Raw genomic sequence first — 14339 nt, forward strand, 5'->3', positions numbered from 1 at the left:
AGGCTTCGGGCCGAACGCCGTGTTAAGAGACAAGCCCCGGCGATACCGGAAGCTTATACCGAATAATAACCATTTTGGAATTAAACGCAAGAAAAAAGACCAATATAGAAATTGACAATACCCAAAAATCCGATACCGTATGGGTATGAACAACTTAGCCCGCGCCATGGCCGCCAAGGGGCTGACCGATACCGGTCTCGCCAGGCTGGTCGATAAAGCGCAAGCGCAGATTTGGCGCTTGCGCACCGGTAACCGCCCTCTCACCAAGGCGTGGGCGGAACTGCTTGCGCCGCATCTGGGCCTAAGCCCGCAAGCGCTTTTGTTCGACGACAATGAACCGCTGCCCGCGCCGCCGGGCGCGACCGTTCACGCGCTGCGCGAGGATGGTCCGCCGCTGCCGCGCCCGCTGCAACGGCTCGAATGGCCGGAATTCAGTGATGATCGCCTGCCCGTGCTCGGCAAGGCTGTGGGGGGCAGCGACGGAAAATTCATGTTCAATGGCGAACCGATCGAATATGTCAGCCGCCCGCCGAGCTTGCGCAACGTGACCACCGCCTATTGCGTCTATGTTGACGGTGAGTCGATGGAGCCGCGCTATTTTGCCGGCGAACTCGTCTATGTGCACACCGGGCGCCCGCCGCGCGCTAGGGAATTCGTGGTGGTGGAGTTGCACCCCGAACAGAACGGCGACCCAGCCTCGGGCTATGTGAAGCAGTTCCAGCGCTGGGCCGGCGAATATTTGATCCTGAGCCAGTTGAACCCCGTCAAGGAGATCAAGATTGCGAAGGCGCGCGTGAAAGGGCTGCACCCGATCGTGGGAAGCTTTTCCGCGTGAGGGCGCTATGACGTGCTCGCTGGCTGCGATCGCGCCGCACCAAGCATGTGCAGAACCCGATGTGGCCCATCCCATCCACCCGCGTCCCTGTCACGCACCACCCATAATCCGCTTCATAAACGCATCGAACAGCGGTACGGTGAAGGCCGTGTCGCCATGGGCGGGGCTATAGGCCATGCCTTTGGCGATGAGGTTTGCGCGCACCGGCGCGACGGTCGAAACTTTTTTGCCCAGCCTGTCGGCGATGTCGCCGGAGCGGTGTGCGCCGGGGCCGAGTGCGGCCATGGCTTGAAGATATTGCTTTTCCGACGGGGTCAGGCGATCGAAGCGCACGCGGAAGAAGCTTGCGTCGAGTTCGGCGAGCGCGAGCACGGTTGCAAGTTTCGCGTCCTTCCCGCGGATGGGCGATCGCGCGGCAATGTCCCACGCGTGCTTGCCCCATTCCTGCAGAAAATACGGATAGCCTTGTGTCTGTGCGAGAATCTCGACGAGCGCTGCATCGTCGTAAGTCGCGCCCTCTTTGGCCGCCGGCACGGTGAGCGCCGTGCGCGCTGCTGCGTCGTCGAGCGGGCCGAGCTCGTAGAATTCGAACAGGCGTTCGGCATAGGATTTGGCACGGCCCATTTGTCCGGCGAGCTGCGGCAGACCGGCGGCGACCATGGTGAGCGGCAATTGGTCTTGCGCGACGCTGTGCAGCGCGGTGATCAGCGCGGCAAGCTGCCGCTCGGCGACATATTGCAGTTCGTCGAGATAGAGCACGACGGCGAGCTCGCGCTTCTTCGCCGCCTGGCCGATGGTTTTGAACAGATCGGCGAGATCGAAATCCAAATCGCCGCTGTCGGCGAGCCCGGGCTTGGGCGCGACATCCATCGCGATTTCGATGTCGTGAAACTTCACCTTGAACGCGCGAGCAAAGCCTGCGAGGGCTTTCATTGCGACCTCGAAGGCCGCGCGCCCGGCGCTCATCGCGCTCAGGCGCACCAGCGCGGCGCGCAAGGCGGGAATGAGCACGCCGGGCAATGAACGGCCCTCCGGCGCCTCGACCGCGACGCTGGCAAAGCCGCGCGCCTCGGCGTCGAGCCGGATGCGGTTCAGCAGCACGGTTTTACCCACCCCGCGCAGGCCATATAGAATGAAGCTGCGCGCCGCGCGCCCGGCGCGGATGCGGTCGAGCGCGATTTCGGCGCGGGTGACGAGTTCGCCCCGGCCAGCGAGCTCAAGCGGCTGGCTGCCGGCGCCGGGTGAATAGGGATTGCGGCGGGGATCCATATCGAGGGATCTTAGGGCAAGTTAGCGGAATTTGCTAATCCGGCGGAGGACGGGGATAAAAATCGAAGCGGTATTTTGAGGGAGATTAGGGGAGGTTATGATTTTTTGATAATCTTGAGTAAGATGGGTTGACGGCTCCCTTCTTCCCGCCTTCAAACAAGGCCTGCCCGGGTTGAACATTTTTGATGCGGAACTCGGGCAAGCCCGAGTTCTGTCGCAGAGAAGGGTTTGTCCGACGCCCCGCACATGATGGTCATCCTGTCATCCCTGGCCTGACCCGGGACCCAGGGCCACGCACTCTGCGACTCTCCCTTGGCACGGCAAGGCAGGCCCTCTCCTGTGCCATAGCGGCGGCGGCCCTGGGTCCCGGGTCAGGCCAGGGATGACACATGTGGCGCAACAAGATCGCTGCCAAAGAGGTTAGGCGTTCCCTTCTCCCGCGCTGTCGCGCGGGAGAAGGGCTCCGCCCCTAATGCGTCACGCCGGTGGCGAAACTGGCGGCGCCGCGGGCGATCAGCAGGTCGAGCTTGCGCTCCATATCCTCGATTCGCGCCTCGATTTCGGCGAGCCTGTCGCGGTCCGAGCGGTCCATCGGCTTGATGTTGGACTGAGTTTCGGTGGTTGCCGGCATTTGCGGCATGTCCTGGAACTGGGTCATCGCTTGCACCTCTCTATCGTGAAACGATATTTTTATAAGTATGGACATAAAATAGCGTCTTTGTTGCGCACTTCCTGTGTCCGCAATTAGGAAAATCTACAGTTTATGGCAGCGGATTGGGGAGGTGCGCTCGCCTAACCGCAGCGGCCAGGTGACGCCGAAGCTGAAAGGGGCCCAGAAGGCGTGGCGCAGGCCCGCCACCGCGAGGGCGTCGCCAGCCCAGACATTGCAGGTGTTCCACGGGCTGTAATTGCCCTTGGCTGCATAGAACACGCCGCCGTCGGTCGCGGGTGCATCGAGCACGCGTGGCCTGCCGTCGGTGCCGGTGTCCAGCGCGGCCAGCACGAAGCGCGACAACGAATCGTGGCCCGCCCGGTCGACGGTCAAGCGCTGGCAGGCGCTGGGGTTTGGCTTGGCGACGAGGCGCGTGTGCAGGGTCGCTGGGCCGCGCCCGCTTAGTGCGTCGATCACTTTGGCGGCGGTCAAGTCGCCCCAGTTCGGTGTGTCGTGATAAAAGCCGTAATCGCCCCAGCCGATGGCGATATAGCCATCCGCCGGCGCACCTGACGCCACCGCCGGCAGTAACACCCGCCAGTCGCGCGCCTCCGTCTTGACCGGCAGCACCAAGTCGGCATGGACCGGCGTCGCGCAGACGAAAGCCGGTGCATCACCCTCGATCGGATATTGCGCCCGCCCGGGCTGCGGCATCAGCGCGCAGCCAAGCGCGAAGCCCGCATAAATGGCCAGAAGCGCGACGACCAGCACGACGAGACGCAAAATTGTTCGCAAAAGAAAACTAAAGAAGCGAACCATGCCAAAACCCTTAGGCAGCTTTGCAGCATTTGTGGGGCAGGTTTGCGTGCGGCGCAAGCGGAAGTTGAGTGCGCGATATCATGCCTCGGGTTTGCCCCGTTTGCCGGATAATGCGCGGCGCTTGATACTCTGAGTCCGACGCCCCCAGCATGATCGCTCCGCTCCGTCTCCTGTTTCTTACCGCGCTCGTACTCTGCGGCTTCGCATCCTTCGCGCGGGCCGAGGACTTCGGGCCAAAGGATGTGGCTTTTGCCGTGCTGGGCGTGCCGTTGCACGTGCCGGTCCGCGGCACTTATATGTCTGAGCCAGAAGACGGCAATCTCAATGTGACGATCGTGGCACATGGCGATCTGCAAGCGGTGCAGGCGCATGCGTTGGAACTGGCGCGGGCCTTGCGCATGCCGCCCCCTGGCTGCGGCCACAAGACGCTGAATGCGACGCTGACACAGGTGACCGCTGCGCGCATCGTGGCGGATGGCGCGGTGGCGCGGGTCGAGATTTCCGGCGATGCGTCCGTCGCCCTCTGCAAAAAGATTCTCGGCCTCAAGGTCGAAGGCATACTCGATCGGCAAAAGGTGAGCATGACGGCGCCGGTCGAGCTTTACCTACGCGATCCGAACACGATTGGCTTGCGCCTTGCCGGCCGCGCGAGTCTGCAGACGGGGCAGGGGCCCCTCGGCGACGCCGTGCGCGATTTCGAGGGTAATCTCAACGACCTGCTGACCAAGCGGTTGCAAAGCGCGCTCGACGCTAAGGCGGCCCACGCCAATCTGCCGACGCTGCCGGGCGTCGACCTTGCCATCGACCACGCGCGTTTCGCGGCAGAGGGCGATAGGCTTACAGTCGAGGTGCAGGCGCACGGCACGATGAGTCAGTTGGCCTTCGCGGCGCTGCGGATGTTTTTCAAGCCGTGAGAGAGGGCGGCGCGACAGGGAGATGCACATGCAACGGCTTTGGGCATCGTTGGGATCGATTGTCTTTCTTGTCCTTGCGCCGGGCACGGTGGCTGGGCTTGTGCCATGGTGGATCGCTGATTGGCGCCTGGGCAGCGATGATTTCTTGCATCGCGGTATGGGTACGGCGCTGATCGCGCTTGGCCTTGCGCCGCTGCTTGCCTCGTTTGCGCGCTTCGCTTGGCAAGGGCTCGGCACGCCCGCGCCCGTCGCGCCGCCGCAGCACCTTGTGGTGACGGGCTGCTATCGCCATGTGCGCAACCCGATGTACGTCGCCGTCGCGACGCCGCTGATCGGCGAAGCGCTTCTATTTGCCAGCGTTGGCATCTTCGCCTTCGCATTGATCTTTCTGATCGCGACGCATCTGTTCGTGATTTTTTACGAGGAGCCGACGCTGCGGGAAAAATTCGGCGATAGATACATGAACTATCGTGCGCATGTCCCAAGATGGTGGCCCCTTGTCACGCCGTGGCAGGGTGGCGGATGAGGGAGGGCGGGCGTCATTGGTTACGATATTGCAACGCCACAAATGTCATCCCGGGCTTGATCCGAATCCAGGGCCACCGCCGCAATGATGCGAGATGGGCCTGTATCGCAGGTTCAACGATGATTCGCCCCGCTGCGCGAATCCTGTCGCCTGGGTCAAGCCCAGGATGGCACGAGGGCTTCAGCTGCAATGCAGCAAACTGTCCCGCGCCCCCTTACATATTTTCGTCAAAATTCATTCAGACATCATTCAGCCCGCAAATTGTGTGATGTATTGAACACGAAGCCGTAGGGGTGAAGCATGAGAATATGGAGCAAATGGGCGGCGTCCGCGCTCACCCTCATCGCGTTGCAGGCTGGCGTCGTGCGCGCGCAGGCGCCGGAGCCGCGTCTTGCTTTGGTGATCGGCGAGAGCGCCTATCCGCAAAACGCGCTTCCTACAGCGGCAAATGACGCCGGCCTCATCGCCTCGACCTTGAGCGCGGAAGGCTTCGACGTCACCGGCGCGCGCGATCTCGACGACGAATCCTTGCGCAAATCGCTCCGCGAGTTTCTCGACAAGGCCGCTGCCGCCGGACCGAATGCGGTTGTGTTCGTTTATATAGCGGGGCAGGGGCTGCAGCTCGAAGGCGAGAATTATCTCGTGCCGGTTGGCGCTTCGATTGCGCGCGATACCGATGTTCCGGCCAATGCCTATCGCCTCTCGGATTTTACCCGCGCGCTCGATGGAATCCCGCTGAAAGCCCGCATCGTCGTGCTCGATGCGGCACACGCCAATAATTTCGCCAAGGGTGGCCAGCCGATCGCCGCGGGCCTTGCCATCACCGATCCAGCGCCGGGCTCGCTCATCGCCTACAATGCTACGCCCGATACGGTGGCGCCAGACCAGAGCGGCACCTATGGCGTCTATGCGCAAGCGCTCAACGAAATGCTACACCAGGCTGGCATGCCGCTCGACGAAGTCTTCAACGACACGCGCCTCAGGGTCAACGAGCTCAGCAAGGGCGCGCTGACGCCCTGGGATGCTGATAAGGTCACCGTGCCTTTCGTCTTCCTGGAGCGCGGCTCGGGCGCGCCGGTGGCCGCGGTCTCGGACGAGCAGCGCCAGGCCTACGACACGCAGCCGATCAGCCAGTTCTCGGCCGACGACGCCTATTATGCCGCGCTCGACCGCGACACGATCGATGCCTATCAGGATTTCCTCGTCGCTTTCCCCAATGCACCGCAGGCCGGGCGCGTGCGCGTGCTGCTCGCCGTGCGGCGCGAGGCGGTGACCTGGCGCATCACCTATCGCACCGATAGGCCGAACGCGTACTGGTCCTATCTGCGGCGCTATCCCAGCGGGCCGCATGCGTGGGATGCGCACCGGCGCCTCGGCGAATTGCGCGCCGAGCTCACCCCGCCCGAGACGTTCGACTTCATCCGATATGACGTGCCGCCGCCGCCGCCCGAGGAAATCGTGATCATCAACCGGCCGGTGTTGATATTCGAGGCCGACGGCCCGCCGCCGCCTCCGCCCCCTCGCTATTTCATCGAGCCCGGCCCGCGCGAAGTGGTCGCGCCGCCGCCGCCGGAACCGGGCGCCGGCCGCTATATCTTGCCGCTGCTGCCGGCGGCCGCTGCGATCGCCACTATTCCGCTGTGGGCGCATGTGCCGAAAGGCGTGCCAGAGCCGCGCCGCGCCGAAGGGGCGCCGCTCGTCCGCCCGCCAGGTGTGGTGCAGCAAAATCCCGCTGGCCCGCCGCCCGTCCAGCCCCCGCCCGGCAAGCCGCCCGTAGCGCCCGGCGCACCCCAGCCGCTGCCGCCGCAACCGGGCGCGCCTTCGCCCCGCCAGCACGTGCTGCCGACACCCGGCGTCCCAGGCGTCCGCACCTTGCCGCAGCCGGGCGTGCCCCAGCCAGGTGTGCCCGGCGTCCGTACCTTGCCGCAGGCGGGTGCCCCCCAGCCCGGCGTGCCCGGTGTTCGCCGGAGGCTGCCGCCCGGTGCGCCGGGAGCGCCGGCCGCTGAGGGCCTGCCGGGCGTGCGGCTCGCGCCTGGCCAGCAGTTGGCACCCGGTTCGCAGCCGGTGCCGGGTTCGCAGCCGGCGCCCGGCCAGCAGCCCGCTCACGTGATGCCGGCTGCGCCAGCCCCGCAGGTGCATGTGCCGCCGGTGCTGCCGCCTGCTGCGCCGGTTCATGTTGCGCCGCCTGCCGCACCTGTTCATGTGGTGCCGCCGCCGGCGCCGCAAGTGCACGTGCCGCCGCCCGCCGCACCGATCCGTGTTGCGCCGCATCCCGCGCCCGTGCCCCCCGCTGACCCCGCAGCCCGTGCGCCCGGCGGTCATCCGCCGCAAGGCGGCCCCGAGCGCCGCTGCGGCCATCCAGGCGAACCGCCGTGCCACTAGGCGGCGAGCGGCAGCCGGCGGTCGGGCTCCCACGGTCCCGGCTGCCGGCTGTTTCCTTCTCCCACCGCTGCGCGGTGGGAGAAGGAAAATATCTATATTTCAATGGATTGATTTTTTTGTTTCCTATACGTTCATTTTTTGTTTGACACGCTGGTGAAAATCGCTATAGTGCAGATATTCACAATTCATAAATGTGTCCGGCCCCCGGCGCTGCCCCGCAGCGGCTGGGTTTTTTGTGCCAAGAGATTTGCTGCCGCCTACGTGAAGCTTTCTCGCTCGCCGGTACTTGATGCCCGCAAGGACCCCCATGCCGACCTACCACCCTTACCGCTCGGACTTCGCCGAAAAGGCCCGGACGCATTGTCGGCTGGGAGCGGCGCCGGAGGATTTGGCGGATTTGTTCGGTGTCGATGTCGTCACGATTTTCCGCTGGCAGATCACCATCCCCTCCTTTGCCCGTGCGCTGAAACACGGGCGCGAGGAGGCGGATGACATGGTCGAGCAGGCCCTGTTCCGCAAGGCCATCGGCTGTTCGCATCCGGCGGTGAAGATATTCATCGACACCAAGACGCGCGAGCCGAAATTCGAATCCTATATCGAGCATCATCCGCCGGACACGGCGGCCTGCCAGTTCTGGCTGAAACACCGCCGGCCCGAAAGCTGGCGCGAGCCGCGCGACGCGTTCGATCTCGATGCTGCGATGGCGGGCGACGCGATCCCTGTGGAGGCCGATGAGCCTGGTCCCGACAAGCCGATCCTCTGATCGCATCCGGCTCACGGCGAAACAAGGCAATATCTACGTTTGGGGGTGGCAATCGCAAGCGCGCTTTCGCTTCGCGGTGTGCGGGCGGCGCTTCGGCAAGACGTTTCTCGTCGCCGAGGAAATCCGCCGCGCGGCCAGGCTCGCGCACTTACGCTGCGTGCCGGTCGAGAACGAAATCTGGTACGGCGCACCAACCTTCAAACAGGCGAAGCGCGTGTTCTGGCGCCTGTTGAAACGTGCGATCCCGACGGACTGGCTGCTGCATGGGCGCTGGTTCGAGACCGAGTGCTGCGGCATCCTGAAAAGCGGCCATGTCATCCGCATCGTCGGGCTCGACAATTACGACGATTTGCGCGGCTCGGGCTTGTTCTTCTTCGTCGGCGACGAGTGGGACGACGCCAAGCCGCAGGCTTGGAGCGAGGTGATTTTGCCGATGCTCGCGACGGCCTCGGGCCATGCCTTGTTCATCGGCTCGCCCAAAGGCTTTTCAGCGCTGCACGCAGGCTATGTCAAAGGCCAGCCGGGCGGGCGAGAGCGATGTGAAATCTTGGGTCTATACGACGTTGCAGGGCGGCCATGTGCCGCAGCATGAAGTCGATCGCGCACGCCGTACATTGGATGTGCGCACTTTTCGTCAGGAATACGAGGCGCGGTTCGAAAGCTTTGCGGGGCTGGTGTATTACGCCTTCTCACGCAGTGCCTCGGTTCGCCCGCACGATTACGACCCCGCCCTGGCGCTGCATATAGGCATGGATTTCAATATCGCGCCGATGAGCGCGACCGTGTGGCAGGAGGTGCCTGAAGTGCGAGGGCTTGTCGCATGGCAGATCGACGAGATTGTGCTGCCGACGTCGAACACCCATGACATGGCGGCGGAAATCATACGTCGCTACGGCCGCCCGGGATTCGATCCCCTGAGGCCTGACGTGTCACACATCACGATCTACCCCGATCCAGCCGGCGCGCAGCGGCGCACCTCGGCGCAAGGTATGACCGACATTTCGATTTTGAGTGTGCATGGCTTTCAGGTGCGTTCGCTGCAATCGCATCCGTTCATCCGCGACCGTATCAACCTGATGAACGCGCGGTTCGAAAGCGCCGACGGTACGCGCCTTGCCTATGTTTCGCCGACTTGCGTGAAATCGATCGAAGCGTTGGAGCGCCAAACCTACAAAGAGGGCACATCCGAGCCCGACAAGCTCGGCGGTTATGACCACCTGAACGACGCCACAGGCTACTTTCTCTATGCCCGCTACGCGCATAAGCCGACCTTCCGCACGGATGTTGGGCACATGGAGAGGTAGCCGCCCCGCACAATGCCCGCCACTTTGTCATCTCGGTCAAGCCCGGGACGACAATGCGGCCTTCACCTTTATCGCGGCCTAAGATGGCTGCTGTTTTCGAAAGCCCCCTTCATGTTCAAGACCGTCTCTGCCCTCGTGCCGCAGGATCGCGATTTGCCGCTTCGCGCCTGGACGCTCGACGTGCTTACCCGTTTTCTTGATGGCACGATTTATGACGGTTTCCATTTCGAGTTTCACCAGGAACGCAGTGCGTCCGGCGAATATGTGCCGATCGCGCAGCGGAGCCCAAGCGTGCGCTCCGGGCTGCTTCGGACGGTCGTCAACGACAGCGTGTCGTTTCTATTCAGCGCCGGTCGGTTTCCGCTGCTTGATTGTGCCGACGACGCGCAAGCGGAGGCGACGCTGAGTGCGATTCTCAAGGACTGTCAACTCAACGCGCTCATGTTGGAGGCGGCGACGCGCGGCTCTGTCGGCTCGGTGGTGATCTGGGTGCGCGTGCTTGGCAACCGCCTCTTTTTCGAGGCGCTGCCGACCACCTATCTGACGCCCATCTTCGAGCCCGATGTGCCTGACACGCTGCGCGAGGTGCGCGAGCAATATAAGGTGAAGGGCGCGGCTCTGCGCGCCCAAGGCTATGCGATCGCGGAAGACGACGCGCAAGAGGACTTCTGGTTCTGTCGCACCTGGGATGCGACCAGCGAAACCTGGTATCTGCCAGATCCGGTCGGCGGCAACGGCACGCGCCAAATCGATGCGGCGCGCACGACGCGGCACAATCTCGGCTTCGTGCCGATGATCTGGGTGAGGAATCTGCCGGGCGGCGAGGGCGTTGACGGCGCCTGCACCTTTGCGCCAGCGATCGAGACGGTGCTGGAAATCGATTATCAATTGAGCCAGGCGGGCAGGGGGCTCAAATATGCCTCCGCCCCAACGCTGATGATCAAGGATGCCGCGCCGCTGCCGCTCAATCGCCAGCACATCGTCGGCGACGCGCTGATCGTGCCGCCGGAGGGCGACGCGAAACTGCTCGAAATTCAGGGTACGGCGGCGCAGGCGGTGATCGATTACACCCGCGAACTGCGCAAGCTCGCGCTGGAAAGCATCGGCGGCTCGCGCGCCGACAGCGACAAGATCGCCGTGGCTTCCTCCGGCCGCGCCATGGAAATGATGAACCAATCGCTCATCTGGCTCGCCGATAAATTGCGCGTGTCATATGGCGAAGGGGCGCTCCTGAAACTGTTGAAGATGGTGGCGCGCATTTCCAACAAGATCGCGCTGGTCGACAGCGAAGGCGCGCCGATCACGCCGATTCCGCAGGCGACGAAGGTCACGCTGAAATGGCCGAAATGGTATGCCCCAACCCCTACTGACCGCCTTGCCGACGCCAATGCGCTCACGACGCTGATGGGCGGGCGCCTCATAAGCCGGGACAGCGCGGTCAACGCGCTCGCAGCTGACTATGACATCGAGGATGTGGCGGCGGAATTGGCGCGGATCGGCGGGGAGCCGGGCGGATGAGCGACAAGCGGCTGGGTGACGTCAAAAATCCTCCGATGAGTCCTGACTTGAAGTTGACCGCTCATCCAGCCGTTTCTCCCTTGTCCGAAGCCCCGTCATCGCGAACCGCCCTCGCGCGGGCTCGCAATGACAGGGGACAGGGCTTTTGTTCGGCACATTATATTTTTGTTCCAGTACGCCACCCCCCAGCCTATATTGGCCAGATTGCTTGACTCGCATTTGAGCCCTATGGACCAGCGCTTCGTCGACAACCAACAGGAGCCGCCACCCGCGCCGGCAAGCGACATCCCGCGTCGGCTCGGACGGGCGCTTTTGCTCATTGGCATCATCGCGCTCACGCTTGTCGCCCTGGCGCGGATTCTACTGCATGTCTTCTTGGCGGCGCTCTTCGCCGATTTTGCCAATACGTCCGGAACGCCGCGGGCGAAACTCGTCGAGCAGGCGGGTCATACGACCGGCTTGTGGTTGACCTTAGTCGTGCTGGTCGCGGCCTTTGGATTCGTTGCCTACCACACGCGCTATATGAGGCTCGCGATCCTTGCTGGGGCCTTGCTGGCCTTGTTTGACGTGCTGCCGCTCGACGCCCTGGATCCGGAAGTGCTGCACTGGCTGGCGATTTTCTTTTGAACGCGGATCCGTTGGACATTGGCGCCGAGGAAAGTGCGGGCGGCGATGTCGCCCGGGGGGCTTGACCCGGGATCCAGGACAACACACGAACGCTTGTGTGATGATCCCGGACTGCGAGCCAAAAGCTCGTGATCCCAACGATGTTTCATTCGTCGCGCGACGCTGGATCCCGGGTCAGGCCCGGGATGACAGGTGGCCGTCTTGTTCGTCCCGGCTGATGCGCGCAACATTATCTGGAGTTTCTTTTGATGTCAGACCAGCCCCCGAGCGATGCCGGCGACAGCGCGCTGAAGGACAAGACCTTTACCTATGACGATTTGCGCGACATGCGGCGCGAAAGCGCAGGCTATCGGCGCCGCGCGGCTGAGGCGCAGGCGCGTGTCGCCGAACTCGAAGCGGCGTTGAGCGCGCGCGATCAGGCGGCGCGGGAACAGCTCATTCGCGCCGAGCTGAAGACCGCTGCTTTGCAAGCGGGCATGATCGATCTCGACGCGCTGAAGCTCATCGATCCGTCCTCGGTGCGCCTCGACGAGCATGGCGATGTGATTGGCGTGCAGGCGCTGCTTACGGAGGCGAAGCAGGCAAAGCCATATCTGTTCGCGAGCACCAACACGTCGAGCACCGCTGCCCCGCCACCCGCGCAAAGCCCGCGTGCCAGGCACGCACGCGACATGAGCCCGAGCGAATACCAGGCCGCCAAGGCAAAGTTCTTAAGGGGCTAATCGAAGGCATTCAGGTCATCCTAGGCATGATTCTGGATGACCATAGTGGCGCGCCGTCGCCGACCTGATGTTCCAGCGGCCTGGAGGGCCGTGGTTCCATTTTCTCTCCCAACAGGATTCTCCCCATGCCCATTCAAAACATGCCGGCTCAATTGCAGGCGGCGATTCAGCAAGGCTTTCTCGAAACCGAATTTCAGGCCGGCCTCACTTCCGGCCTTGCGTATCGTAAGATCGCCGACCGCGAGCCGGTCGCCATCAACATCGGCGAAAGCGTGACGAAAACCCGCTTCGGCTATAAGGCGCCGGCCACGACGCCACTGATGCCCTCCGCCAATACCAATCTCGACAACGGCCTCACCTCCAGCCCCTTCGCGATCGAGCAATATGTGCTCAACATCAACCAATATGCCGACACGATCGACCTCAATATCGTCACCAGCCAGGTCGGCATCGCCAATCAGGCGCTGGTGAATGCAAAGAACAATGGCTTCCAGGCACGGCAGACGCTCGACCGGCTGGCGCGCAACGCGCTCTTCGGCGGCACGCCAGTGGGTCCGGCGACGTTCGGCGGCTATCTTGGCGGCAACACGCGCGTGCGCACCACGCTCGGCTCAGCCGGCCCGACCATCGCGGTCGACGACGTGCGCGGCTTCGAACTGGCGTTGTCGAACGGCACGTTCTCCCCCGTCACCGGCTCGAACACAGCGCAGGTGCTGGTCGGCGCGGACATCTACACGCTGCAGGGCGTGACGCGCGATGCGACCAACGTCTCGACGAGCGTGATCACCGGCGATCCGACCGGCGCGCTCAAGGGCATTTCCGGCGCGCTGACCTTCACGACGAGTGTGTCTGTGGCGGACGGCACGGCGGGGAATGTGGTGGTGCATCAGAACGGACCGCTGATCGTGCGGCCCAGCAACCGTGCAACCTGGAACAATCTCGTTGCCGGCGACGCGCTCACCGCCGCGACCATCCAGACGGCGGTGGCGCAACTGCGCGCCAACACCGGTTCAGACGAGACGTTCGATTTCTTCCTCGACCCATTCTCGATGATGTCGCTTTACCGCGACCAGGATTTCAAGCTTGCCTACCAGGGCCAATATGGCTCGAACGAACTGCGGCACGGAGAGATTTTCCAGCTTTACGGTTGCAATTTTCACCAGACCAATGAGGCGCCGCTGCAAAGCGCCAACGGCCTCACCATCCGCCGCCCGATCATCGTCGCACAAGGCGCACTGATCGAGGGCGACTTCGCCGGCATGACCGAGAAGGCGATGGATTGGGCGGGCGAGAATGCCGATATCGTGCTCAGCGAAGGTGTCGCGCAAGTGACCCGCGCACCGCTCGACCGGCTGCAGCAGATCATCGCTCAAAGCTGGTTCTGGATCGGCGGCTTCGTCACGCCGTCGGACGCGACGGCTACGCAGAACATTATTCCGACGGCTTCGAACGCGTATTTGAAGCGGGCGGTGGTGATCGAACACGTGTGATGGATGTGAAAGAATCGCGGGCTTCTTGCCCGCGTTTCGCAACTCCCCAATATGCGACCGGGACGGTCGCGGTCCTTTGACGCTAACCCGCGAAAGTTCCCATGCTCGCCGACGCCCAGAAAACCGACATCCGCCGCTTTTGCGGTTATCCCGTGCTTGGCAATGTGGCGAGCACGGGTTTTGGCGAACGCTTCACCACGCAATATGGTGCGCTCGAATACAAGCTCAACAATCTGTCGAGCGCCGAGGAAGCGGTATTGACCGGCAACTACCTTGTCAATCTACCACTGCTCGAGCAAGCGCTGATCAACACCGGCGCCAATCTCGACACGGCGGAGGCGGCGGTGTGGAAGCATAATCCGCGCGAGTTGAGCGACCGCGAGACGTTGTTCCTCTCGCTTCGCCTCAAGCTCTGCGGCTTCCTCGGAGTGCCACCGGGGCCGGCGCTGCGCGATAGCGGCAGCGTCAAGCTGGTGGTGTGATAGCGCGGCGTTGGACGCCTAACTGCAAGGCGGCAT

The 14339-nt window shown here is 63.4% G+C and carries 15 protein-coding genes; 12 read left to right on the forward strand and 3 right to left on the reverse strand.

Annotation, left to right across the window (positions count from 1 at the left end):
• Positions 1–139 precede the first annotated feature (139 nt).
• Positions 140–835, forward strand: a complete 696-nt coding sequence (locus V9T28_RS06760) for an XRE family transcriptional regulator (RefSeq protein WP_116398261.1) — start codon at positions 140–142, stop codon at positions 833–835.
• Between the two features lie 90 nt (positions 836–925).
• Here the strand turns inward: V9T28_RS06760 and V9T28_RS06765 are convergent, their stop codons facing one another.
• The 3 genes from V9T28_RS06765 to V9T28_RS06775 form a co-directional block, all read right to left on the reverse strand.
• Positions 926–2104, reverse strand: coding sequence for an AAA family ATPase (locus V9T28_RS06765; protein ID WP_116398262.1), 1179 nt, complete (start codon positions 2102–2104; stop codon positions 926–928).
• A gap of 469 nt (positions 2105–2573) precedes the next feature.
• Positions 2574–2762: a hypothetical protein gene (locus V9T28_RS06770; protein ID WP_116398263.1), complete on the reverse strand. Its 189-nt coding sequence runs from the start codon at positions 2760–2762 to the stop codon at positions 2574–2576.
• A 96-nt stretch (positions 2763–2858) separates the two neighbouring features.
• A complete protein-coding gene (locus tag V9T28_RS06775; protein ID WP_116398264.1) occupies positions 2859–3575 on the reverse strand; it encodes a DUF2459 domain-containing protein in 717 nt (238 codons plus the stop codon).
• 149 nt (positions 3576–3724) lie between these two features.
• Here V9T28_RS06775 and V9T28_RS06780 point away from each other — a divergent pair, with 149 nt between their 5' ends.
• From V9T28_RS06780 to V9T28_RS06830, 11 genes are all read left to right on the forward strand, one after another.
• On the forward strand, positions 3725–4489 hold the full coding sequence (locus V9T28_RS06780) for a hypothetical protein (RefSeq protein ID WP_116398265.1): 765 nt from the start codon (positions 3725–3727) through the stop codon (positions 4487–4489).
• Positions 4490–4517: 28 nt separating this feature from the next.
• Positions 4518–5015, forward strand: coding sequence for a methyltransferase family protein (locus V9T28_RS06785; RefSeq protein WP_116398266.1), 498 nt, complete (start codon positions 4518–4520; stop codon positions 5013–5015).
• A 300-nt stretch (positions 5016–5315) separates the two neighbouring features.
• Complete coding sequence (locus V9T28_RS06790; protein ID WP_116398267.1) at positions 5316–7397, forward strand: caspase family protein; 2082 nt, start codon at positions 5316–5318, stop codon at positions 7395–7397.
• A 307-nt stretch (positions 7398–7704) separates the two neighbouring features.
• Positions 7705–8160 carry a helix-turn-helix domain-containing protein gene (locus V9T28_RS06795; RefSeq protein ID WP_116398268.1) on the forward strand — a complete coding sequence of 152 codons (456 nt, stop codon included), beginning with the start codon at positions 7705–7707 and terminating at the stop codon, positions 8158–8160.
• Positions 8129–8752: a hypothetical protein gene (locus V9T28_RS06800; RefSeq protein ID WP_199499902.1), complete on the forward strand. Its 624-nt coding sequence runs from the start codon at positions 8129–8131 to the stop codon at positions 8750–8752. Before V9T28_RS06795 ends, V9T28_RS06800 begins: the two co-directional genes overlap by 32 nt.
• Complete coding sequence (locus tag V9T28_RS06805) at positions 8700–9464, forward strand: phage terminase large subunit family protein (RefSeq protein ID WP_199499904.1); 765 nt, start codon at positions 8700–8702, stop codon at positions 9462–9464. Before V9T28_RS06800 ends, V9T28_RS06805 begins: the two co-directional genes overlap by 53 nt.
• Positions 9465–9575: 111 nt before the next feature.
• Positions 9576–10982, forward strand: coding sequence for a phage portal protein (locus tag V9T28_RS06810; RefSeq protein ID WP_116398269.1), 1407 nt, complete (start codon positions 9576–9578; stop codon positions 10980–10982).
• A 228-nt stretch (positions 10983–11210) separates the two neighbouring features.
• On the forward strand, positions 11211–11609 hold the full coding sequence (locus V9T28_RS06815; RefSeq protein WP_116398270.1) for a hypothetical protein: 399 nt from the start codon (positions 11211–11213) through the stop codon (positions 11607–11609).
• A 248-nt stretch (positions 11610–11857) separates the two neighbouring features.
• On the forward strand, positions 11858–12331 hold the full coding sequence (locus V9T28_RS06820) for a phage scaffolding protein (RefSeq protein WP_199499906.1): 474 nt from the start codon (positions 11858–11860) through the stop codon (positions 12329–12331).
• A gap of 125 nt (positions 12332–12456) precedes the next feature.
• Positions 12457–13821 (forward strand): DUF4043 domain-containing protein, encoded by a 1365-nt coding sequence (locus V9T28_RS06825; protein WP_116398271.1) that lies wholly within the window; start codon positions 12457–12459, stop codon positions 13819–13821.
• A gap of 101 nt (positions 13822–13922) precedes the next feature.
• A complete protein-coding gene (locus V9T28_RS06830) occupies positions 13923–14303 on the forward strand; it encodes a hypothetical protein (protein WP_116398272.1) in 381 nt (126 codons plus the stop codon).
• The last annotated feature ends 36 nt before the right edge of the window (positions 14304–14339 follow it).

It is taken from the genome of Methylovirgula sp. 4M-Z18, from assembly GCF_037890675.1.
Lineage (GTDB): Bacteria > Pseudomonadota > Alphaproteobacteria > Rhizobiales > Beijerinckiaceae > 4M-Z18.